Raw genomic sequence first — 20,615 nt, 5'->3', positions numbered from 1 at the left:
ATGGGCTTTTTGATCGCCTCGATCGATCGCCAGCGGACCCGGACGTGCGTCCGGCGCGCTCGAGCTACCGTTCGACCCGTAGTTCCGTCTTCTCGGCGACCGCCTCGGCCTCGGCAAAGTCGCCGCCGCCGAGCAGTCCGCGGGTCGCCTTCTTTGCCCACTCGACGGCCGGCTGCTCGAACGTGTTGACGCCGTACAGTTCGCCGGCGAGGACGCAGGCCGCTTCCATGCCGTACAGGAGGCCGCCGAGTTCGTACTCGTCGACTCGATCGATCTCGATCCGGACGTTCGGTCGGCCCGCCGCGGCAAGGCTCGCCTCGGTCGCCTCGAACTCGGCCTGGAGCAGATCGGAAAGCGTCGCGTCACCGAGGTAGGCGAGATCGTCGACGTCGGTGGACGGGATCGATCGATCGCCGCGATCGGTGGGTACGACGAACGTGACGACCTTGTCCTGCGGTCCGGCCCGATAGAGCTGGAGCTGGGAGTGCTGGTCCGTGACGCCGAGTGCGCGAAGCGGCGTCTGGCCGAGGTCGTCCTTCCCGAGGCTCTCGGCCCACAGCTGGGCGAACCACTCCGAGTAGGTGTCGAGCGATTCCGCGTACGGCATCATCGCGTTCATCCCTGCCCCACGAGCGTCGAGGGCGTAGGTCGTCGCGCCGTAGGCGTAGGCCGGACACTCATAGAGCGATCCCGAGAGCGTTTCGGCCTCGGCGGCGGCTCCGTCGAGCAACGCCTCGAGGTCGTGTCCACAGACCGCGGCGGCGACCATCCCCACGGCGGACAGTGCGGAAAATCGACCGGGAACGCCGTCGGGGACTTTCAGCGACGGAAGGTCGTGTCGATCGGAGAGATCGCGAAGCGGGCCGGACTCGCCCGTCGTCACGATCGTTCGCTCGGTCCAGTCGACGCCCGCGGACTCGAAGGCCTCGCGAGCGACGAGGAAGTTTGCGAGCGTCTCCGCCGTCGTCCCCGATCGGGAGACCACGTTGATCGCCGTGTTCTCGAGCGGGAGTCGATCGAGGTGGGCCGTCACCCACTCGGGATCGACGTTGTCGAGGAAGACGGTCTCCGTCTCGGACGCCAGCGCGTCGACGATCGTCGCCGCGCCGAGGGAACTCCCGCCGATGCCGATCGTCACCAGCGCGTCGGCGTCGACGACCGGTTCGACGGCCGATCGAATCGCGTCGGGGTCGGTTCGAGAGGGGAGGTTGAGCGCTTCGTACCCGTGCTCGGCGTTCTCGCGCCCGTCGTCGATGCGATCGTGTGCGACGGCGACCTGTTCGTCCAGCCGATCGAGGGCGTCCCGAGAGATGCCGGGCGAGGCGACGGTATCGAGGGCGTTACCGATATCGACGTTCATATTCGGTGAGGCGACCGCCGAGTGTAAAGGGATTCCGTCATGGTACAGCCGGTGGTGGGTCGACCGCTGTGAGCGCTTACCGTTCCGACGCGTCGGCGTGAACGGACCACTCGATTCGGACGCCGGGGTGCCGGCGATCGAGGTGTTCGGTGAGCACTGCTCCCGTTTCGAATGCAGCGCCACACATGTCACAGTGATACTCCTGGTTGGGCCACGGCGTCGTTTCGGTCCGAATCTCACCGGGCACGCGCTCGGTTCGCGATCGATCGCCGTTCCCGATTACCGATCCGATCAGCAACGAGAGTCGATCGAAGTGCAGAAATTTCGGATGATCGACGATCAACTCCGAGAGAACGGCGAACGGAATCGCGATCACGACGACCACGCCGACGATTTCGAGCGAGAGTTCCGCGTCCGTCGCGATCACCACCGCGAGAACGTCCTCGGTGACACCGAACGCGATGCCGATGACGAAGAACTCGAGCAACCGCGTGCGTCGATCGTGGTGCATACGCTGAAAACGGGAGATTAGCCTATTAATCGCCCACGTTCGTCAAACCCGTGCCCGTCGACCTCTCGATCCGACGGGCGATCGGCTCGATCTCGGCAGCGGACCGATCGGGCTTCGATCGTCGATCGACTCGAAGCCGAAACCCCGAAACCGACCGGGCGTCTACGCGGGGCCATGAGCGAAACCACGGGCACGTTCGTCGTGACACACGCCGAAGCAGAGTCGGCGGTCGTCCGCGACGTCGACACGGCACAGGTACACACTCTCGCCTCGAACCCCGACCTCGCCGTCCACGACGTCTTCGAGGGAACCGTCGCTCCCGAACCGCCACTGGAGGTCACGTGGGAGGTCGTCGAGATCGAGGACCGTCGGTCGATCGACCTCGTCGACAGCGACCTGGAGCCGACGACCCAGGAAAAAGAACTCGGAGCCGACGCCGCCGTCGGTGAGCTGGTCACGAGAGAGCGGGCGGGCACCGGCGAGATTCACGTCCTCCGCGTCCCGGACGGTGAGGTCGAACCGACCGCCCGGAACGTACTGGAGGACGAGGAGACGCTCGCGCGTGCGGCGCGACTCGACGCCGTTCGTGTCGAAATTCGTCGATCGGCCGACGACGGCGTGGTAAGCGTCCGCTATCTGCCGGATTGATTCTCGTCCGGGACGACGGACGCGGCTTCGGGTCAGGTCTGCAGTTCCGACGGGTTCTCAGACGCGGCTTCGGGCCAGATCTGCAGTTCCGACGGGTTCTCAGCCGTGACTCGGGCCGCCACGGCTCTGGACCCGCCAACTTCCCTCGATACCACAGGCCTCGCGGACATCGTAGCTGATCTCGGTATTCTCGTCGATGCGAGTCCCGCCGCGAACCCGTTCGACGCGCAGGGGTACGTCCAGCGTGTTTCCACAGCAGCCGACGCCGACGAACTCCTCCCAGACGTCACCCTCTCGGGCCACCTCGCGGGTCTTTCGCAAGAACGCGCGAAACGACGGTTTCTCGACCTGGAACCGACCCCATTCGGAGAGATCGGCGGGGTAGGAAACGACGACTCGATCGGCACTCGAAACGGCTTCAGGTTGGCTATCGGTTGCGCCGGTGGCTGCCGCTGCCGTCTCGGAGGGCGGATCGACGCTCTCGTCACGGGTCGTCCCGGACGGCGTCGCGAATCGATCGGGGTGTCGTCCTGATTCCGGTTCCATACTCTCGAATACGGCCTCGAATGGTTTCAAACCGCCGTCTCTTCCGATATTATTCTCACAGGACGATGCTACAGAAATTGAGAAGGCTTACACCGGATGGCTGCCAGTGGTCGGGTATATGGGGTATTTCGACGTACCGGAGGTCAATTACACCCGGTACACCGACCGCCAGCTCGCGGCGGTGCCGCTCGCGGTTCTCGCGGTTGCACTGCTCGTGCTCAGCGCGTCGTTCGTGCTCACCGGCACGCCGGTCCCGCTGGGGATGGATTTCGCTGGCGGTGCAGAACTGACCGTTCAGACGACCACATCCGAAGGCGACATCGCCGCGGCGTTCGACGTCCAACCCGAAACCGTCCGCCCGGTGCAGGCACCGGGCGTCGACAACCAGTATATCGTCCAGTTCGCGAACGTCGATCAGGAGACCATGCAGGACCTGTCCAGCCAGGCCGAGACCAACTTACAACAGGACGGTGACGCGGCCATCGTCCAGTCCGAATCGATCACCTCCGCGAGTTTCGGCCAGCAGGCCCAGCAAACGGCGCTGCTCGGGATCGCCGTCGCGTTCCTCGGCATGAGCGTGCTGGCGTTCTTGCTGTTCCGAACGTTCGTTCCGTCGATCGCGATCGTCGTCTCCGCGTTTTCCGATATCGTGATTCCGCTGGCATTCATGACGATCGTCGGCATTCAGCTCTCGCTTGGCACCGTCGCCGCACTATTGATGCTGATCGGCTACTCGGTCGACTCGGACATCCTGTTGAACAATCACATCCTCCGGCGCGGGGGTGACTTCTACGAGGCGACCCTCCGTGCGACGCGGACCGGGATCACCATGACCGTCACGTCGATGATGGCGATGCTCGTCATGGGCGTCGCCGCGTGGCTGTTCGGTGTCGAACTGCTGGCGTCGATCGGAATCATCCTCTTCGTCGGGCTGGCGGCCGACCTGATGAACACGTACCTGCTGAATCTGAGCCTGCTTCGCTGGTACAAATTCGAGGGGATTCGGTCATGAGCGCCGGACCGATCGGGACGATCAAGTCCCACTGGCGGGTCGTCTTGCTCGTCGCCTTCATCGCAGGGGCGGTCCTCGCGCTGTTCGTTCCCGGCGGGATCATCGCCGACGACGATCGGCTCGTCGACGACGACAGCGTCGACCAGACCCTGACGAATATCGAGTACGGTCTCGGACTCGACGGCGGGACGCGGATCAGCGCACCGCCGATCGGCATGACCGCCGAGGATATCGATATCGAACCGGGCGAACAGAACGACGTCGAACGTACGCTGATAACCGAACTCGAAATCGACTCCGCCGATGCCCGCGTCGTGTTCGACGAGGACGACAACGCGTTCCACGCGGAGGTGTTCACCGACGAGGTGGACGAAGAGGAGTTCGCCGCGGCACTGAACGAGGCGGGTGTCGAGTACGAGACCAGCGACATCCGAAGCGGCGTCACCCAGCAGACTCGCGACGAGATCATCCAGACGATCGAGTTGAAGATCAACGAAGCCGGGCTCTCGGGCGGTAACGTCTTCCAGGAGTCGACCGTCGGTGGCGAGTACTACATCGTCACCGAGGTCCCCGACATGGACCCCGACGAACTTCGCGCGCTGCTCCAGGAGCGTGGGGTCGTTGAGGTCGTCGCCTACCACCCCGGCGGGGAGGACGGTCAGCAGGTCAACGATACCGTCCTCGAACGCGATGACTTCTCGGACGTTGGATCGGCCTCGTTCGACGACCAGCGCGGCCAGCATTACGTCCCCGTCACGGTGTCGGACGCCGAGACGGACGGCGAGAGTCCGGCCGATCGCTATCAGCGCCAGATGAACGAGTTCGGCTTTACGCAGGAAGGTGCGGGCCAGTGTTCCCTGCACGATCGTCAGACCGGCGAGTTCGACTACGACCAGGAGCAGGATCAGTGGTGTCTGGTCACGGAGGTCGACGGCGAACCCGTCGACGCCCACAGTATGAGCCCGGACCTCGGGGGGAGCATGGCCCAGGGAACCTGGGCGAACGATCCGACCTTCCGAATGATCGTGCCCACCCAGCAGGACGCTCACTCGCTGTCGGTCAACCTGCAGGCCGGTGCGCTGCGCGCCCCACTCGACTTCGATCGCGAGCAAACCTATTCGCTGTCACCGTCACAGGCCGACCAGTTCAAGCTGTACTCGCTGTTCATCGGGGTCCTCGCGGTGTTGACCGTCAGCGGGATGGTCTACCTACGGTACAGGGACCGGCGCGTCGCGCTCCCGATGATCGTCACGGCGATGAGCGAGGTGGTGATCTTGCTCGGCTTCGCGGCGCTGATACGCATGCCGCTGGATCTCTCTCACGTCGCCGGCTTCATCGCCGTCGTCGGGACCGGCGTCGACGACCTCGTGATCATCGCTGACGAGGTGATGGACGAAGGTGACGTGAGTTCGAGTCGGGTCTTCGAGTCGCGCTTCCGGAAGGCGTTCTGGGTGATCGGTGCCGCCGCGGCGACGACGATCATCGCCATGTCGCCGCTCGCCGTCTTGAGCCTCGGGGACCTCCGCGGGTTCGCCATCATCACGATCCTCGGCGTTCTCGTCGGCGTACTCATCACCCGTCCCGCATACGGCGACATCCTCGAGTACTTGCTGACGGACAAATAGCGCGGTCGCGTTCTGCGGTCGGTTTCTATTTACTCGTCTCGACACCGCGGACACCAGTCGACCGTTCCGTCGCCGTCGCCGTGGGCGCGGGCGAAATCGATCGAAACCTGGCTCTTACACCGCGTACAGATCGGCATCGGAATCACCGCAAGCGACGCGACCAGCGATCAAGAGCCGCCAGCCTGCTCTTGCACCGTCCGGCCGACCGTGACGAGAGTACCGGAGTCAGGTCGGAACGACGCTCGTTACGCCGATGCTCTCGAGGAGGATCCAGACGACGAACACCCCGTAGATGCCGAGCAGTACGTAGGCCTCCCGTTCGGAGAGAAGCATGTCAGTGCGCACGATCGCGAAAAAGACGATCGTCGCGACCAGCAGGAACCCCATCATCGGGACGACGTGAGCGAACGTGATCGTCAGGGTGCCGGCGACGAGGATTCCCGCCGGGACTGCGACCAGCAGATCGAACACGTTGCTCCCGAGGACGTTCGCGAGGCTGACCGACGAGCGACCCGCCCGCGCAGCCGAGACGCTGACGAACGCGTCCGGAACGCTCGAACCGGCAGCGACGACGATCATCCCCCACAGGAACGCGGGGCTCCCGAACGCGTCACCGAGACCGATCGCCGCCCGGACGAGCCCCTCGACGCCGATCACGATGACCACCAGTCCGACGCCGAACCGAATCCAGGCCCGGAGGCGATCGACTCCCGGGTCCGCCGCGGTCGTGTCGTCGGCGGTGTCGAGAAACTGGGTGAAGACGTAGAGTCCGTAGATGATCAGCGGAAACGCCGCGAGCGTTCGGGTAACGTTGCCCTGAAGCCCCGCCCCCTCGACCGGATTGTAGATCACGGCCAGCGAGAAGGTGAGCAACAGGGTGGCGACCGCCAGCATGTAGAACAGCGCTTCCTTGTATGCCAGCGCTCGCCCCGTTCGCATCTCTCCATCTGCGGCGAGGACGGCGACGCCGGGGATCACGAGGAGGTTGAACACCGCGGAGCCGACGATCGCGCCGACCCCGAGTTCGAACTCGCCGTGGAGCAGCGTCGCGACGAGGACGCTCACGAGTTCGGGCATACTCGAGCCGACGGCGGCGATGATCGCACCCTGGACGACCGCCGGCACGCCGTACCCGGTCGCGAGCTGATTGGCGCTCTCCTCGAGCCACGTACTCCCCGCCCAGACGACCCCGGTCGCGATCGTCGCTAGCCCCAGAAGCGCGAAGATGTCAATCACGACTCTCGTTCGCGTCCAGCGGCGCATCAATCCACCGCCTGTACCGTTCTGATGTCGGCCGGGTCAGCGTCTCAAAACTGCTCGAGACCCGTCTGCTGGGCCGCCGCGAGAACGTCTTCGCAGGTCGACCACGACCTGCGGGCGGCGGGCGGCAACGTCCCGTTGTCAGCGACGTAGCATTCGAGAAATTCGCGGGTCGTCGGGTCGCTCGGATAGCCGCTCCCGATCGAGCCGTACTCCTCTGACAGCCGGGCGACGTGAGCGTCCCGCTCGACTTTGGCGACGATGCTCGCCGCCCCGACGATCGACGAGTCGTCGTCGGCCCCGTGTCTCGCGTCGATCTCGACCGAGCGCGAACAGGCCTCCGTCACGCGCCGGGCGAAGCGATCGGCGTCGGTGTCGCAGGCGTCACACAGACCCGCGGGATCGCCGCCCGCCACGTCGGGTCCGGAGAGCGAGGGGACTGCCCCCTCGATCGCCGCGGCGTGGGCGGCTACCGTCAGCGAGTTCATGTCCGTCGTCGGGTCGTCGATCCGCTCTACCGTGATCTCGCCCACTCCGACGCTGATACGATCGTCGTTCCAGAGGGTTTCGGCCAGTTCCTCGCGACGATCCGGCGACAGTCGCTTCGAGTCCGCGATCCCGTCCGGCAGTACGTCCGTGTCCGCGACCCAGATCGCCGCGGCGAACATCGACCCGATCGCGGGACCTTTCCCGGCCTCGTCGACGCCGAATGGCATACCTCGATCGTCGACGGGTGACACGAAAATCGTTGTGACTCGGCGTCGACTCCAGTCGGCCCGTCTGCACGTGGTGGCGTCCCCGTCGATCGCGTCTCAGTTGCGACTTTCCAGTCAGTTCAGTATCGTGACGCCTCAGTCGATCGCTTCGACGGCGTCCTCGATCTCCTCGCGCGGGTCGTCCCGGAAGTACGCCTCCCGCTCGAAGGGCTCGTCTTCGCCTTCCACGCCAGTTACGTCGAGTGCCGTTACCTCGGCGTCGGTTTCGAGCAGGCCGGCGAGACTCGGCACCGTTCGGCCGTCGTCGCTGCTGACGAGCTCTTTGACGTAGAGGCCGCCCTCACCGTGGAGTCTGACCTCGGCCCGCGTCGGCTCCAGAAGCTCCCCCTCGATACTGTAGACCGTTCGCTCGCGCGTGAGACTCGCCCGGCGGTGGTCGACCCGCTGTGGGGTGTCCTGCTGGAGCATCGCACCGTCGAGTTCCGCGAGCGCGTCCGCGAAGGCCGCTTCGTCGATCGGATCCGCGAACGCGACGTCCGCGCGGTAGCGTTTGCTCGCGTCGTGTTCCTTGACGCGTTCGACCATCTCGTAGGTCGCCAGCCGCAGCCCCTCGACCTCGACCGACCCGTCCGCTGCCTCGTTGATCTGTGCTTCGAGGGTGGCCGGATCGGGGTCGCGCTTGCGCGGGCGTTTGACTTCGAGGACGAACGGCCGTCCTCCCTCGAGCATCCGGGCGTCGACGTCCTCGCGGCCGGCCCCGTGGAAGGTGCCCTCGCCGCCGTCCATCGCCGCGACCACGTGCGGGCGAACGACCTGCTCGACGCTCGTGTCGTACATATAGCCCGAGCCGCCGCAGTAGTCACAGGACTCTTCGCCGTCGTCGCCCAGCTGGACGCCGCTGCCGCCACACTCCCGGCAGGGCCACTCCGTCTGCGGGATATCTCGCTCGAGTTTCCGATACCGGCCGTAGACGAACGCCGGGTTGACCTGCAGATCGATCGCGTGGCTCGTGACGGCCCCATCGTCGAGCACCTCGAAGGAGTCGAAGCCGGCGAGATCGACGACGGCGAGTACGTCCGGCCGCTCGAAGCTGACTTCGGCCCCCGTTTTCGCGCCGACGCGGCGACCTACCTCGCGGTTCATCTCGCGTTTGAGCGACTCGCCCGCTTCGGGATCGAGACCGGCGTCCTCCCGCAGCAGTCGCTCGTTCTCCTCGACGAGTGGGGGGACCTGCGTCCCGACCTGATAGGTCTGGAACTCGGTCCCCTCGAGGGCGTCGACGATCGTCTCGGCAATCGCGTCGAAGGTCCCGCAGTAACCCTCACAGACCCAGCAGTCGATGGGGTCGGTCGGCTCGAAGTCCTCGTCGTCGGCCAGCGCGATCGTCGTGCGCAGCGATCGACCGCGTTCGGCGTTGGTCAGCCCGAAACTCCGCTCGGCAAACGGGCGGCCGAAACAGGAGTCACAGACCGGTCCCGTCGCCAACAGCGCGCGGGCGTCGTCCGTAATCATGGCCATCACTCGGGCGGCCGCGGGTAACACGTTTTCCCTTCGGCCCACCGACGGTCCCCACGATAGCGGGAAACTCGCGCGAACATACCCCTTCCACAACCGTTATCGGATCGTCATCCGAACGAACGAGTTGTGAACAGGATCGAACCGCAGGCGTCGACCCCGAACCCAGACCGCGTCCCGGCAGCCAGGACCGGATCGGTCGAGGCCGAAATGAGCCGATGACCTCCGAGCGCGCGCCAACGCCGCCGTCCGATCGGATCGTCGGCCTCGACGCGCTCCGGGGGTTTGCGCTTCTCGGAATCTTGATCATCAACATCTGGGTGTTTTCGATGCCCGAGGCGGTCCTGTCGAATCCGACGGTGTACGGCGATTTTACCGGCGAAAACTACTGGGCGTGGTTCGTCGGACACGTCTTCGCTCAACAGAAGTTCATCACGCTGTTTACGATCCTGTTCGGCGGCGGCGTCGTCCTGTTCATGGAGCGCAAAGACCAGGGCGGTCGGTCCGCGCTGACGCTGTTCGTTCGACGCTCCGGATGGCTCGTCGCGTTCGGCCTCGCACACGCCTATCTGCTGTGGTACGGCGACATTCTCGTCGCCTACGGCATCTGCGCGTTCGGCGTCGTGCTCGTTCGCGACCTCAGCGCGCGGATGCTGACGTTCGTCGGGCTGTGTCTCGTGGCGATCCCCTCCACCGTCGAGATTCTGGCGGGATTGACCGTGGACCCGGCGACGATCGCGAGCACGTGGCAACCGGCCGAGTCGGCGCTTCAGTCCGAAGTCGAAACGTACCGGAGCGGGTGGAGAGAACAGCTCGAACACCGAGTCCCAGCGTCGTTTCAGCGACAGACCTCCGGGCTGTTCGGATACACCGCCTGGCGCGTGGGCGGGACCATGCTACTCGGGATGGCCCTGTTCAAGTGGGGCGTCCTGACGAACGATCGATCGCCGCGGTTCTACGGCTGGCTGATCGGGATCGGGGCGACCAGCGGGCTCGCCGTGATTCTCGCCGGCGTCTGGTACATCCAGGCGAACGAGTGGGGAGTCGGGGCGGCGCTGTTCTGGCGGCAGTTCAACTACTGGGGGAGTTTTCCGCTCGCCGGGGCCTACCTCGGTGCGGTGATGCTCTACAGTCGGTGGCGTCCCGAGGGCGTCGCGACCCGTGCGCTGGCCGCCGTCGGTCGAACCGCCTTCAGCAACTACATCCTCCAGACGGTCATCGCCACGTCGATTTTCTACGGCCACGGACTCGGGCTGTTCGGGCAGGTGTCTCGGCTCGAGGCCCTCGGGATCGTCGTGGCGATCTGGGCGGTACAGATCCCGCTGTCGGTGCTCTGGCTGCGGTACTTCCGATTCGGCCCGCTGGAGTGGCTGTGGCGCGTCCTCACCTACGAGACGCGTCAGCCGCTCCGGATCGATCGAAACGCCGACTGAGACCGACCGCAGTACCGACTCGCCGGTGTAACCGAGATGTAGTCGATCGATCGTGCCGGAATGGAGACGATCGACCGTGCGTCGACGGGTGCCCGACGCGTTACGGTTTCGAATCGGCTGACCGGACACTCGCCACGAGGTTCATATGGGTGGCGTCCGACGCGACGAACATGGACGAGACGCGACTGAGTCGGCGGGGCGTACTCTCCGCGACGGCTGCCGGACTTGCCGGAGCCGTCGCCGGCTGTACCGAGCCCCGCGCCGACAGGTCGATCGAGGGCAGTTCCTCGAACGCGATCGATCGGGAGAATCTCGCCGACGGCTCGACGTACACCGAGGTGTACGATGCGACCATCGACTCGGTCACTCAGATCCGCGCCTTCGGCGTCAGCGATCCGATCACCGGCGAAGAGGGGCGCGGACAGGGATCCGGCTTCGTCTTCGAGGACGGCTACGTGGTCACCAACGAACACGTCGTCGCCGGGGCCGAAGACATCGATCTCCAGTACATCAACGGCGACTGGGCGGGGACGCGACTCGTCGGCACGGACTTCTACAGCGACCTCGCGGTGCTCGAGGCGGATCACGTCCCCGAGTCAGCGACGCCGCTCTCGCTGACCGGAACCCGCCCCGTCGTCGGCCAGCAGGTCGCCGCGATCGGAAATCCGCTCGGCCTCGAGGGATCGATGTCGACGGGCGTCGTCAGCGGGGTCCAGCGAACGCTGAACCCGCCCGGCCGGGAGTTTTCCTTCTCGGACGTCATCCAAACCGACGCCGCCGTCAATCCGGGTAACAGCGGCGGCCCGCTCGTCGGTATCGACGGCGAGGTCGTCGGCGTCGTCAACGCCGCCGGCGGCGAAAACATCGGCTTCGCCATTTCGGCCGCCTTGACCGATCGCGTCGTCCCGTCGCTCATCGACGACGGCAATTACGACCACTCGTATATGGGTATCGGGCTTCGGACGGTCGATCGACTCGTGGCCGAAGAAAACGGCCTGCCCGAAGCGACGGGCGTCATGATCACCGACGCGTTCCCCGGCGAAGCCGCCGCAGCCGCCGGACTTCGAGGAAGCCGGGGGGTCAGACGGCGTCGCGGCGAGCCCATCCCCGTCGGCGGCGATGTCGTCCTCGCGTTGAACGACGAACCGATACCAGATCGTCACGCCCTCTCGACGTTTCTCGCACTCGAAACCAGCCCCGGCGAGACGATCACCGTCGACTACTGGCGTGAGGGGAGCGAGCGATCGACGACGCTCCGACTCGGTACGCGCCCGTCAGTCGAGTAGTCCCCGGTCCGAGGGGAAAGCGGCGGGCTCCGACCGCATCTCGTTCTCGATCGACCCGCCGAAGGCACTCCGTACCTCGTGTGAATCGAGTACGATCGTCCCACGGGAACCGTAGCGGACGCGTACAGGTTAGGTCTCGTTACGGTCTGTGTAATCGACTCGATCGGATCGAACCTGCCCGGAACCGACCACAGGGAGTACGGCGGTGGCGGGTAGCACGTCGATAACAATACATCGACATCGAATACCAGCGATCGAGACCCTGACTCGCCACCTGCCCAGCCATGACGACCGATTCCGACACCACCCTCCCCCGCCCCGCCAGACCGCCATTCGAAGGTGATCACGCACTCGTCGCGACCGCGGAGACCGAACGAGCGCGTGATCGTCCCGCAGCAGTCGAACAGCCCGAACGCCTCGCCCAACTGACTACCGGCACGCGACGATTCGGCCGTCGCACTCCTCGAGGGACAGAAGTCCCATGAATTCTGATCCCCCTCTCACCACGGTCGGCTTCTGGCTGGGGACACTCCTACCGATCGCGTATCTCCCCGTCATCCTCGCCGGAATCGATTCGATGAGCCGATTTTCGTTGTTCGTGGGATTACTCGTCGTGCACGTCCTCGCACTCGTCGTCGGTCACGAATACGACGGCTCTCGAACGCGGTCGCAGACGCGCGAATGAGGGCGTGTCGACGCCGGGCCGGATCGAGGACCGACCCAGACCGCTACGAAACGGGCCAGAGTTGAACGCAGGGCGTTCCACAGGCGTCACAGAGCGCCGCGACATTATCCTTGTAGCGGCCGCGTTCGAGCGTCCCGTCCGAGCAGTGCGCACACGACCGGCCCGCGAGCAGCGACAGGAGTCGTTTTCCGTCGCCGTCGAACCGCGACGGCTGAGATTTCGCCATGTAAGCGGTGCATACTCGACAGCGTCGAAATCGTTGGCCCTGCCTATGCAGCGTCGTGAATCGATCGACGGCGCGACGGTCCCCCGGTCGCGATCGCACAACCGGCGATTCGGCCCTCAGCCGAGCGGTCGATACGATGAACGGGGTTTATGTGGGGAAGAATATGATTAGGTTCGTGAACAAGAGGGATCATGGCTTCGAGGGGGAGCGGTCAGACGGCCGCGTTACCGGCCGTCGGACTGTGGATCGCTGTCGGCACTACCGTCATCGTTCTGATCGCGTTCGCGTCGGTGTTCTTGCCGCTCTGGGGTTCGTCACTCGTCTCGAATTCGGTGTTTCTTCCGATTCTCGTCCCGGTGCTCCTTCCGATTCTCGTCCCGGTGCTGATTCTCGTCTTCATCGCATTCCTGTTCCGGTACGGGTCGACGGCTGACTCGACGTCGACCGTCGGGGCTGCGTCGGTCGGGTCGAGCCAGCACGTGGACAAGGAACGCGCACTCGCGATTCTCCGCGAGCGATACGCCCGCGGCGAGCTTACCGTCGACGCCTTCGAAAGTCAGTTGGCAACCCTCCTCGAGACGGAAACGCTCGAAACGAGTCGTCGACGGATCGACCGGCACCTCGACCGACAGAGACACAGCGGCTCGTCGATCGACGATCCGGTGGCGGCGGTGGTCGAGGCTGTCGAACGGGACCGGAGCGGTACCGAACCCGGTTCGAACTTCGCCGGCAGCGACACGACCGCCGCCGGAGCCGAGTCGGATCCGGTGTCGACTCGGGAATTCGAGCGAGGGATGAACGATCTCATCGAAGCCGTAGAACGCCAACAGAGCGCAGCCAGCGGCTCGACGGCTCACGGCGACCCACGCCGAGACACGTGATCGTCCGTCCGTCGTAATCGGTCGTTTCCGTGCGCCCAGACTGTCCTCACGAGACGGCGGTCAAGCTCCCACGAAACGCCGATCGGTCCCGAATCGGATCGCCTATCCGACTCGGTGGCAACGTCCCCGTATGCGCCAGTTCGTACTCATCGCCCACGACGTCCCCACGACGCCCGACTTCTCTCTCGACGACCTCGCCGGCGGTGCCGGACGCCTCGATGCCCTTTGTCGATCGATCACCGCGTCCTTCGTCACCTCTCACGGCATCCGCGAGGATGTCCGCACCCACCTCGTCGTCCAGGACGAGCTGACCATCAGTTTCGACGGCAGCGAACTCCGCCGGCTCAACCCCGACGAACGCAGTACGGCCGCACTGGTCCGAACGGCACTCGAGCACCGCGACGAAGCGATCGGCGCGCTCCCGGCCGAACCCAGCCCCGGAATCGAACTCTACCGCCGCGGGTTCGCGGCCACGCTCGACGAAGTCGCCGCCGACGCCCCGGTCGTTCAACTCCACGAAGACGGCGAGCCGATCGTCGGTGTCGACGCGGACGACCTCGCGAACGCCGTGTTCGTCCTCTCGGATCACCGGGATTTCACCGCGGACGAGTCGGACGTGTTGGATGCGCGCGTCGATCAGCGGCTTCGCCTCGGAGCCGAACTGGTACACGCGGATCAGGCAGTGACGATCGTCCACCACTACCTGGATACGGCGGGCTACGAGGATTTTTGAGGGGCGGAAAGGCGATCGTAACTCGCATCCGATCCCGGCTTTCGCAAGCGTTAAACGATCCCGTGTGCTCACTCCGAATGCGGGCCGGTGGGGTAGCTTGGTATCCTTCGGCCTTCGGGTGGCCGTAACCGCAGTTCGAATCTGCGCCGGCCCATGATAATCTACCCCCTCTTTCCGGTCGAATAAAAACGCCAGACAGCGTGGGGTCTCCGGGTGGAAACACGCCTTCGCGGCCGGTGATTCGACTTGCACCCGCAAAGCGCCCCGTCGCCGTCACACACATTGGTTAGAGCCGAACGCATAATGCGTCTCACTCGTGATAAAACCTGTCCCGGGCCCTATACCCTCAACACTCAGCACCGTACACGTCACCGGACGGGATCGACAAGTTCCCCAAATCCTCGGCTGGACCCCACGCATCGAGATTCGATTGCTCCGTCTCATCAATATCGACATCGAATCCTGTCGTCTCGGTGGATTGCTGTTCTGCTCGCCGCATCACGCACGCGACACATCTCGGGCGGTTGCACTTGATGTCCACACCGATCTCTTCCATAGGGATCCGGCCGTAGTCGCCGATCGCTTGGATGCATCGTTCCGTAGTCCGCCATTCCTGCTCGCCTTCCATCTCAATTAGGTTCCGGCGGCGGAGCTGGCTGAACTGCGATCGCGTCAGGTCCGTCTCCGAGAACGACCACGTGCAGCCCGGCAGCGGGATCACATCTTTAAGCTGCTGCGCATGTGCGGTCATCCAGCGCCCGTTGCCGATTCCGAGTTTCCCGACAGATTCACTCATCGGTATCACCCCCAATCCCCGTGACACCGAACTCATTGATTGCTTCGTCAATATCCAAATCACGGTACGTTTCTATGGCTAATTCCAGTGCAGACTCACTCACATCCTGGGCATCATCAGTAATGATCTTGAGAATCGGACGCAGTGCGATCCGCGGCGGCTCCGCGTTCTCTGGGACTGCACCGTCGCCGCGGGCTCGTAAGCATGCAACGAGGCACTCTGTCGGCTCCGTCCACGGATCCCACTCGTCATCCGCGTACTCGTTTAACACCGCCTCGTACGCCGACTCTCCGCCGTCCTCGACAGGCTCCCGGCCCGTGACGAGTCCAGCGGCCTCAACAGCCGCAAGCGCCCGATTGTACGTCTTAGCGTCGCGGAAACCGGTATACGTTCCACCGCCATTACTCTCTCGTTCTATCAAGTCATCCTCATTGATTACACTGAGAGACCGTGCTGCGTTGATGAGCGACCACAGAGGCATTTGATCGCCATCAGCCGTCTCCGCATCCGGACAGTATACAGGGATCTCGAAGCCTTTGTTCCGTAGGATTTCGACGCCGCGCCGCCAGTCTCGGCCGCGTGCGTGCCGGTACCGGTTCCCTCGCCAATTCCCTTCTTTGGCTGCTATCAAAGCCATTTCAACCGGACCGGCTTGATGTGATTCAGACGAGTCAACCCACGTCCCTTCACTTTCGACGATGAAGTTCGCGTTCCCGCTGCTCGCGGTCGTTCCCCACACTGGGATGAACGCCCGTTTCCCCGATCCAGATCGGTCAGTGAACCCGTTCTTGTTGTCCGTCCACGCATGGACAATCGTCTTCTCAGCAACTCGGTCAATATCTAAATCGCCCACAGCGCGCTTCACATCGTCGAAATCCGGTGTGATGCGTACATCGTCCCGGATACTGCGCTCACTATTGGCGTCCTTACTGTTACAAGCGTCCACATCATCACCGGTCTGCTCATCATCGACAAACGCTTCGAGTGCTGTGCGCCAGTCACCGTGCTCATCGTTGTAGTCTGGCCACAACTGCTGGACAAGCCGGTCGGTGACTGACTCATCGGCATGGTCGAGGCTTGTGAATCCGGCTGCCCAGTCTTCCGCTCGATCAATCAGGGTGTCGTCAACATCGGTGAGCGGCGTGTACTCGTACTTCACGTCCTGCGTGTCGATGGGTGTGACGACGGCGTCGTGTTCCTTATGCAGTGCAAGCGGGGCTTTGTACTGCCGATTTACGTTCTGGCACCAATCAGGATCCGTAATCTCTCCAGCTGCATGGATCGAGGCTTCGATCTCATCCTGCTTGATCTGCAGGTACTCATTCGCCCGCTCCCGCAGTGCCTTCATCACAGTCGCGCGTTCGTCGCCGTTGAAGTGCTCGGCGATCGGGATGGTAGCCGCCGGGGCACCAAGCACGTAGCATCCACCGACCGAATCCAGCGCGTACACGTACTCGTGCCCCCCGTACAGGTCAGCGAAGGCGTCGCAGTACGCTTCAATCACTGTTTCCATCGTGGCAACGGTATCGCCGTCGAGCTCACCACGCTGGGCTTTCAGGTCATCTGCTAAGTCCAGGTCGACGAACGCACCGAATCCGGCCAAATCCTTGTAGCCAGGGAGCGGGTTCCCTGAAGCCCATTCGATCCCGTCGTCACCGTAGCGGTGCGCAGCGGTCTGACGTACCGCGTCACGCGGTTTGTAGCTCGTCACGGCATACAACACACGTTCGGTGTCGGCGAGTGCACGCGGCGTCTCACGGAGCGAGAGCGGCCGTGCTTCCCACGGGTACTCCGCGCCTGGATCCGTCTGCTCCGACACGTACCACGACGTGTTATCCGGAACTGCGAGCGTCTCGTACTCGTCGCCGATCGCCGCTAACTCTTCGTACACGTCGCGGCACTGTTCGTAGTGTGCTGCGACTGATGTGTTGGTGTTAGCGGTCTCAACGACGACATCCGGGGATGCGCGGTGCGCTGTGGTTCGGTCTGCCATCCAGTCTGGCAGGGATTCCTCGTTAGTGTTCGTGTTGCTATTGCTGTTACTGTCAGCGTTATCGGTGTTTGTTATCATCGGGAATCACCTCGATTATTTGTGCCGCCGTCAGTAGCCACAGACCGGTTCTCCGCGGCTTCAACCGCAGCAACCGGTTCCAGATCCGGTGGTAGATAAGAGCCCCAAATGTGAGTGAAAGCATCTCGCACGACGAATAACGTGTCTGAAGACCGCGTCAGCCCGACATACCACGTCCGTGCTTCGTTCCTCGCAGTGTCCTTGTGACGACGGACAGCGTCAGCGTTCCGTCGCGTCAGTCCGTCGTACAATATGACTGTCACGGCTTGGGATCCCTTCGCAGCGTGGATCGTCAGGAGACGTGTCCCGTCTGCGAGATCACGCACAGTAGTCGTATCGTCAATCGAATCGTACCGGTCCCAGGCACGCTTCATAGCAACCATGTCCCGCGTCCTGTTCGCGGTGAATCCTTTCCGCGGGGTGAGCCGGACTAGCTCATCGATACTATCCTTTCCGCGCCCGTATACACTCCAGAACTCACGAGTTACGATGTCGGCATGGAACTCAGCGAGTGTTACCGTCGCTTTGTCCCGCCGGTATTCAACCAGTGTCTCCTTCGCATCGTCACGATCGCCCTGAAGATACGACTCATCGATGTGCTCGATGAACCGGCGCGCGTCCAGGTACGTGATCTTCGTCTTTGTCGCTGCTTCGACGTTCCGCGTGTCACTGGCGTCGTAATCGTCATTGATGATCGAGGATTGCCGCGGTGGCCGGTACCCTGCACAGAGGTTGAGGCATCGGAGCAGGGTGAGTCGTGCTGGCCAGTTACCTGCGTTCCCCGGTTGTGACTCGTATACGACGCCTTCGCGGTCAAGGTGTGCACCGATCGCGTCGATGAAGAACCCGGCGCGGGCGAGGAACAACACATCGGTCCCGAACTCTTGCCACAACTGATATGGGGACGACTCCTCAGCAGCTGGTGGGAGCCGCCACCCATCGCCCTCGTTGTATCGCATCGTCGTATCCGGTTTATCCCGGTAGATCTTCCCAGATCCAGCTGTAGTCAAGTCCGGTGGTTGGTGTTCGCGGGAGAGAACTCGCGCTGCAGCGCTGAAGTGCTCGTCCGGGCACCGGTAGCTCTCCGGGAGCTTCACTGTCGGGATGTCGCGGTCAACACGGCCTGGGAGTTCCTGGAATATCGCTCGGTCAGCCCCGGAAAAGGAATTACACACCTGATCCGGATCGCCCGCGATAATCACGGTCTCTGCGTTCTCGACGAGCCGGTCGAAATACAAGGCCATCAACGGGTACGCATCGTGGAGCTCGTCGATCACAACATGCTTCATCGGCGGGAGTGGCCCGAGGATTCCGGCTTGTAGCTGCTCCCAGTAGTCAGCGCAGGGCTGCTTCGCCTTCCAAGCTTCCCAGGTGCTCGCTACCTCGTGGAATAGGTCGATCCCACCGCCCCACTGTTGTCGGAACTCATCCAGTAACCGCCATGCACGAACGTCTTCTGCGATCGCTGTGGTTCGTTGATTTCGAAAAACACCCAACGTTCGGGATCAACACAGAGAAACCGCTCGTGAAAACGTCCGAGCGAGCGGCTGACCGGGCGAAAGAACCGTGGGATTCGGTCGAAATGAACCAGCAAATCGAACGCGATTATCTCTTTCACTGTGTTACAGGGAGTGAACTAACACACTTCGCCCACGTCGAATTCCCTATATCAGTGCTCCCATTGTCTATCTCTGGGAATGACTACCACTTGCTTGACGAGCAGGATGCGAGGCAGAACGGTGATCAACTTCTCGCTGAGTGGATCAGTACTGCGTCAGACCAGTGGGAAGCGAACAAGGAAGACACGACTAACGAGTCTCTATTAGAGTGGCTCAATTACCGAGGAAAACTTACACAACAGTCTCCGAACCCGCGATACCGTGTGCTGCAGAATACGAGCGGATCGTACGTGTGCGGGTGTGTTGTTGATACAGACGAGCTGGATGACATCAAGGTGAACGGGTCAGAAATCGAGTTGCAACGGAATAACGCTGGTCGAATCCCGCTCACGATCGATCACAAGTGCTACAGTTACGAAACTGATGACGAGGATGAGGCGTACTACCTCTCTGGGTTCTTGAACTCCCCGATGGTGCTGGAGTTGATTGCGGAGATGATGAGTCGCGGGCTTTTCGGTGGGAGAGACGTGCATAAAAGCGTGTGGGCGATTGCCATCCCAGAGTACGATGAGGATGACCCAGTGCATCGAAAAATCCGTGATAAGGCGAAAGAAGGTGAGGAACAAGCTGAAGAGATGCTCCCGGAACTCGTTGACCAGTATGGTGATTCAGTCGGGTGGATTCGCCGCCGGCAGCGTGAGCGGATGAAAGAGTTGCGTGATGAGTTATCTGAGCTGTGTATCCAGGCATTGGAAGAGATGAAGCCCCGGCAAACGTCGTTATTCGATACCTGACTCTCCTGTTATATCACACCGTACTTCTCGAAGCGTGTAGGCGGACGTGTACGTCGCCTGGACGATTTCTTCTTGTGTTACGTCCCGATCATCCCGTGGAGCAAGTACGGCCCATAGCGCACCGGCTGCGGCCGCTGACGGCGCTCTTCCAGGATTGATGTCCGCAAGAAGCGCAAAGGCATCTCGACGGGTATCATAGTCGAGTCCGAGTTTGTCTACCCAGTGAAAGACGTAGGCCGCAGGCTCGACTGATGTGGTGTGATGACCGGTAATGCGTTGGATTTTCCGGGCTTCCCGAGCGATCAGTGTTTCATCCGCATCTGTTACTGAAGCGATCTCGGAGAGTGACCGGGCAACCCCATTCCATTGACACGCGACTCTGATTGCCGCGGCGACGGCGATCTTTGTTCCGCGGCCCACCAAGCTGGTTTGATTGTATGTTCGCCGGAATAGGTCGGTAGCCATCCGAATCACACTTTCTGGAATGTCCAGTTCGTCAGCGTGGTCATCAAGGATCGCGTACACTTTCGCCGGTTCGGTGACCGGGAGTCCGGGTTCAGGGGTGGGGTGCTGGGCTGGGGCGTTGTCTGTGCTCATACATGATGGTCCGATGTATGGTCTTAAAATCGGACTCCCGGTCTAATCTCATCTCCACCGAACGACCCGGGTCATACTGCGCCTGGTAGAAAAAGCCGGAGTGGCGTGTGAGCGGCACTTTCTGCGGGGGCTGAATGCCCCTTACAGGATATATACCTCATAGTAGCTGTGGGTAGTATCACCGGATTTCAGGGGGACGCGGAACCGTATCGAATCGATTAGGTTAGATTCGCGGGGCTCTAAAGCGCTTAGATACACTCATCCACCCGTTGTGATGTGAACGGGTGTTCTACGGGTTCTG

Annotated in this window: 20 protein-coding genes, 1 tRNA gene and 1 pseudogene; 10 read left to right on the top strand and 12 right to left on the bottom strand. The window is 62.9% G+C overall.

The genetic code is table 11. The features are described from left to right. Positions 1 to 64: 64 nt before the first annotated feature. Both AC6I6L_RS01560 and AC6I6L_RS01555 read right to left on the bottom strand, forming a co-directional pair. On the bottom strand, positions 65 to 1,360 hold the full coding sequence (locus AC6I6L_RS01560) for a phosphoglucose isomerase-related protein (protein ID WP_497915956.1): 1,296 nt from the start codon (positions 1,358 to 1,360) through the stop codon (positions 65 to 67). 76 nt (positions 1,361 to 1,436) lie between these two features. Next, positions 1,437 to 1,871 carry a hypothetical protein gene (locus AC6I6L_RS01555; protein WP_497915955.1) on the bottom strand — a complete coding sequence of 145 codons (435 nt, stop codon included), beginning with the start codon at positions 1,869 to 1,871 and terminating at the stop codon, positions 1,437 to 1,439. Positions 1,872 to 2,045: 174 nt separating this feature from the next. On the opposite strand from AC6I6L_RS01555, the gene AC6I6L_RS01550 reads away from it, so the two are divergent. Beyond that, entirely contained in the window at positions 2,046 to 2,519 is a 474-nt protein-coding gene (locus AC6I6L_RS01550) for a DUF5812 family protein (protein ID WP_497915954.1), read from the top strand. A gap of 99 nt (positions 2,520 to 2,618) precedes the next feature. Here the strand turns inward: AC6I6L_RS01550 and AC6I6L_RS01545 are convergent, their stop codons facing one another. Then, a complete protein-coding gene (locus tag AC6I6L_RS01545) occupies positions 2,619 to 3,065 on the bottom strand; it encodes a DUF7968 family protein (protein ID WP_497915953.1) in 447 nt (148 codons plus the stop codon). A 118-nt stretch (positions 3,066 to 3,183) separates the two neighbouring features. Between AC6I6L_RS01545 and secF the strand changes: the two genes are divergently transcribed. After that, positions 3,184 to 4,077 carry a protein translocase subunit SecF gene (gene secF / locus AC6I6L_RS01540; protein WP_497915952.1) on the top strand — a complete coding sequence of 298 codons (894 nt, stop codon included), beginning with the start codon at positions 3,184 to 3,186 and terminating at the stop codon, positions 4,075 to 4,077. After that, the gene (locus AC6I6L_RS01535; protein WP_497915951.1) at positions 4,074 to 5,702 is read left to right on the top strand and encodes a preprotein translocase subunit SecD; all 1,629 of its coding nucleotides are present in this window, start codon (positions 4,074 to 4,076) and stop codon (positions 5,700 to 5,702) included. Before secF ends, AC6I6L_RS01535 begins: the two co-directional genes overlap by 4 nt. Before the next feature lie 29 nt (positions 5,703 to 5,731). Here the strand turns inward: AC6I6L_RS01535 and AC6I6L_RS01530 are convergent, their stop codons facing one another. From AC6I6L_RS01530 to AC6I6L_RS01515, 4 genes are all read right to left on the bottom strand, one after another. After that, positions 5,732 to 5,839 carry a DUF7563 family protein gene (locus tag AC6I6L_RS01530; protein ID WP_497915950.1) on the bottom strand — a complete coding sequence of 36 codons (108 nt, stop codon included), beginning with the start codon at positions 5,837 to 5,839 and terminating at the stop codon, positions 5,732 to 5,734. An 88-nt stretch (positions 5,840 to 5,927) separates the two neighbouring features. Further along, positions 5,928 to 6,965: a sodium:calcium antiporter gene (locus tag AC6I6L_RS01525; protein ID WP_497915949.1), complete on the bottom strand. Its 1,038-nt coding sequence runs from the start codon at positions 6,963 to 6,965 to the stop codon at positions 5,928 to 5,930. Between the two features lie 44 nt (positions 6,966 to 7,009). Further along, on the bottom strand, positions 7,010 to 7,678 hold the full coding sequence (rnhB, locus tag AC6I6L_RS01520; RefSeq protein ID WP_497915948.1) for a ribonuclease HII: 669 nt from the start codon (positions 7,676 to 7,678) through the stop codon (positions 7,010 to 7,012). 135 nt (positions 7,679 to 7,813) lie between these two features. Next, positions 7,814 to 9,190 (bottom strand): tRNA pseudouridine(54/55) synthase Pus10, encoded by a 1,377-nt coding sequence (locus AC6I6L_RS01515; RefSeq protein ID WP_497916825.1) that lies wholly within the window; start codon positions 9,188 to 9,190, stop codon positions 7,814 to 7,816. 221 nt (positions 9,191 to 9,411) lie between these two features. Here AC6I6L_RS01515 and AC6I6L_RS01510 point away from each other — a divergent pair, with 221 nt between their 5' ends. From AC6I6L_RS01510 to AC6I6L_RS01500, 3 genes and pseudogenes are all read left to right on the top strand, one after another. Further along, a complete protein-coding gene (locus AC6I6L_RS01510) occupies positions 9,412 to 10,626 on the top strand; it encodes a DUF418 domain-containing protein (protein ID WP_497915947.1) in 1,215 nt (404 codons plus the stop codon). 170 nt (positions 10,627 to 10,796) lie between these two features. Then, positions 10,797 to 11,912, top strand: a complete 1,116-nt coding sequence (locus AC6I6L_RS01505; protein WP_497915946.1) for a S1C family serine protease — start codon at positions 10,797 to 10,799, stop codon at positions 11,910 to 11,912. Between the two features lie 400 nt (positions 11,913 to 12,312). Continuing rightward, positions 12,313 to 12,597, top strand: a pseudogene (locus AC6I6L_RS01500) (DUF8028 family protein); the annotation flags it as partial. 43 nt (positions 12,598 to 12,640) lie between these two features. On the opposite strand, the gene AC6I6L_RS01495 reads toward AC6I6L_RS01500, so the two are convergent. Beyond that, positions 12,641 to 12,823: an HVO_A0556 family zinc finger protein gene (locus AC6I6L_RS01495; RefSeq protein ID WP_497915945.1), complete on the bottom strand. Its 183-nt coding sequence runs from the start codon at positions 12,821 to 12,823 to the stop codon at positions 12,641 to 12,643. Positions 12,824 to 13,014: 191 nt separating this feature from the next. Here AC6I6L_RS01495 and AC6I6L_RS01490 point away from each other — a divergent pair, with 191 nt between their 5' ends. The 3 genes from AC6I6L_RS01490 to AC6I6L_RS01480 all read left to right on the top strand — a co-directional run bounded on the left by AC6I6L_RS01490 (position 13,015) and on the right by AC6I6L_RS01480 (position 14,591). Next, entirely contained in the window at positions 13,015 to 13,704 is a 690-nt protein-coding gene (locus AC6I6L_RS01490) for an SHOCT domain-containing protein (RefSeq protein ID WP_497915944.1), read from the top strand. A 130-nt stretch (positions 13,705 to 13,834) separates the two neighbouring features. Further along, positions 13,835 to 14,437 carry a tRNA (pseudouridine(54)-N(1))-methyltransferase TrmY gene (trmY, locus tag AC6I6L_RS01485; RefSeq protein WP_497915943.1) on the top strand — a complete coding sequence of 201 codons (603 nt, stop codon included), beginning with the start codon at positions 13,835 to 13,837 and terminating at the stop codon, positions 14,435 to 14,437. An 81-nt stretch (positions 14,438 to 14,518) separates the two neighbouring features. Beyond that, positions 14,519 to 14,591 (top strand) — tRNA-Pro (locus AC6I6L_RS01480). 192 nt (positions 14,592 to 14,783) lie between these two features. Here the strand turns inward: AC6I6L_RS01480 and AC6I6L_RS01475 are convergent. Genes AC6I6L_RS01475 through AC6I6L_RS01465 form a run of 3 tightly spaced genes read right to left on the bottom strand, consistent with a single transcriptional unit; the run spans position 14,784 to position 18,581 of the window. Then, on the bottom strand, positions 14,784 to 15,233 hold the full coding sequence (locus AC6I6L_RS01475) for a hypothetical protein (protein ID WP_497915942.1): 450 nt from the start codon (positions 15,231 to 15,233) through the stop codon (positions 14,784 to 14,786). Next, positions 15,226 to 17,304 (bottom strand): hypothetical protein, encoded by a 2,079-nt coding sequence (locus AC6I6L_RS01470; RefSeq protein WP_497915941.1) that lies wholly within the window; start codon positions 17,302 to 17,304, stop codon positions 15,226 to 15,228. The genes AC6I6L_RS01475 and AC6I6L_RS01470 overlap by 8 nt, the downstream gene beginning before the upstream one ends. Beyond that, positions 17,301 to 18,581, bottom strand: a complete 1,281-nt coding sequence (locus AC6I6L_RS01465) for a hypothetical protein (protein ID WP_497915940.1) — start codon at positions 18,579 to 18,581, stop codon at positions 17,301 to 17,303. Before AC6I6L_RS01465 ends, AC6I6L_RS01470 begins: the two co-directional genes overlap by 4 nt. Positions 18,582 to 18,745: 164 nt before the next feature. Between AC6I6L_RS01465 and AC6I6L_RS01460 the strand changes: the two genes are divergently transcribed. Then, positions 18,746 to 19,717, top strand: coding sequence for a hypothetical protein (locus AC6I6L_RS01460; RefSeq protein ID WP_497915939.1), 972 nt, complete (start codon positions 18,746 to 18,748; stop codon positions 19,715 to 19,717). Here the strand turns inward: AC6I6L_RS01460 and AC6I6L_RS01455 are convergent. Next, positions 19,703 to 20,314, bottom strand: coding sequence for a transcription initiation factor IIB family protein (locus AC6I6L_RS01455; RefSeq protein ID WP_497915938.1), 612 nt, complete (start codon positions 20,312 to 20,314; stop codon positions 19,703 to 19,705). The genes AC6I6L_RS01460 and AC6I6L_RS01455 overlap by 15 nt on opposite strands. Positions 20,315 to 20,615 lie beyond the last annotated feature (301 nt).

Source organism: Halosolutus sp. DAT137, from assembly GCF_059736405.1.
The sequence above is the reverse complement of the archived record's forward strand: the minus strand, read 5'-3'. Positions and strand labels throughout refer to the sequence as shown.

What these genes read in the sequence shown, in the direction of transcription:
- AC6I6L_RS01535 (WP_497915951.1), top strand. Translation starts at nt 4,074, where the DNA reads ATGAGCGCCGGACCGATCGGGACGATCAAGTCCCACTGGCGGGTCGTC.
- AC6I6L_RS01475 (WP_497915942.1), bottom strand. Translation starts at nt 15,233, where the DNA reads ATGAGTGAATCTGTCGGGAAACTCGGAATCGGCAACGGGCGCTGGATG.
- rnhB (WP_497915948.1), bottom strand. Translation starts at nt 7,678, where the DNA reads ATGCCATTCGGCGTCGACGAGGCCGGGAAAGGTCCCGCGATCGGGTCG.
- AC6I6L_RS01555 (WP_497915955.1), bottom strand. Translation starts at nt 1,871, where the DNA reads ATGCACCACGATCGACGCACGCGGTTGCTCGAGTTCTTCGTCATCGGC.
- secF (WP_497915952.1), top strand. Translation starts at nt 3,184, where the DNA reads ATGGGGTATTTCGACGTACCGGAGGTCAATTACACCCGGTACACCGAC.
- AC6I6L_RS01455 (WP_497915938.1), bottom strand. Translation starts at nt 20,314, where the DNA reads ATGAGCACAGACAACGCCCCAGCCCAGCACCCCACCCCTGAACCCGGA.
- AC6I6L_RS01495 (WP_497915945.1), bottom strand. Translation starts at nt 12,823, where the DNA reads ATGGCGAAATCTCAGCCGTCGCGGTTCGACGGCGACGGAAAACGACTC.
- AC6I6L_RS01510 (WP_497915947.1), top strand. Translation starts at nt 9,412, where the DNA reads ATGACCTCCGAGCGCGCGCCAACGCCGCCGTCCGATCGGATCGTCGGC.
- trmY (WP_497915943.1), top strand. Translation starts at nt 13,835, where the DNA reads ATGCGCCAGTTCGTACTCATCGCCCACGACGTCCCCACGACGCCCGAC.
- AC6I6L_RS01515 (WP_497916825.1), bottom strand. Translation starts at nt 9,190, where the DNA reads ATGATTACGGACGACGCCCGCGCGCTGTTGGCGACGGGACCGGTCTGT.
- AC6I6L_RS01525 (WP_497915949.1), bottom strand. Translation starts at nt 6,965, where the DNA reads ATGCGCCGCTGGACGCGAACGAGAGTCGTGATTGACATCTTCGCGCTT.
- AC6I6L_RS01470 (WP_497915941.1), bottom strand. Translation starts at nt 17,304, where the DNA reads ATGATAACAAACACCGATAACGCTGACAGTAACAGCAATAGCAACACG.
- AC6I6L_RS01490 (WP_497915944.1), top strand. Translation starts at nt 13,015, where the DNA reads ATGGCTTCGAGGGGGAGCGGTCAGACGGCCGCGTTACCGGCCGTCGGA.
- AC6I6L_RS01530 (WP_497915950.1), bottom strand. Translation starts at nt 5,839, where the DNA reads ATGCCGATCTGTACGCGGTGTAAGAGCCAGGTTTCGATCGATTTCGCC.
- AC6I6L_RS01545 (WP_497915953.1), bottom strand. Translation starts at nt 3,065, where the DNA reads ATGGAACCGGAATCAGGACGACACCCCGATCGATTCGCGACGCCGTCC.
- AC6I6L_RS01460 (WP_497915939.1), top strand. Translation starts at nt 18,746, where the DNA reads ATGCACGAACGTCTTCTGCGATCGCTGTGGTTCGTTGATTTCGAAAAA.
- AC6I6L_RS01505 (WP_497915946.1), top strand. Translation starts at nt 10,797, where the DNA reads ATGGACGAGACGCGACTGAGTCGGCGGGGCGTACTCTCCGCGACGGCT.
- AC6I6L_RS01560 (WP_497915956.1), bottom strand. Translation starts at nt 1,360, where the DNA reads ATGAACGTCGATATCGGTAACGCCCTCGATACCGTCGCCTCGCCCGGC.
- AC6I6L_RS01550 (WP_497915954.1), top strand. Translation starts at nt 2,046, where the DNA reads ATGAGCGAAACCACGGGCACGTTCGTCGTGACACACGCCGAAGCAGAG.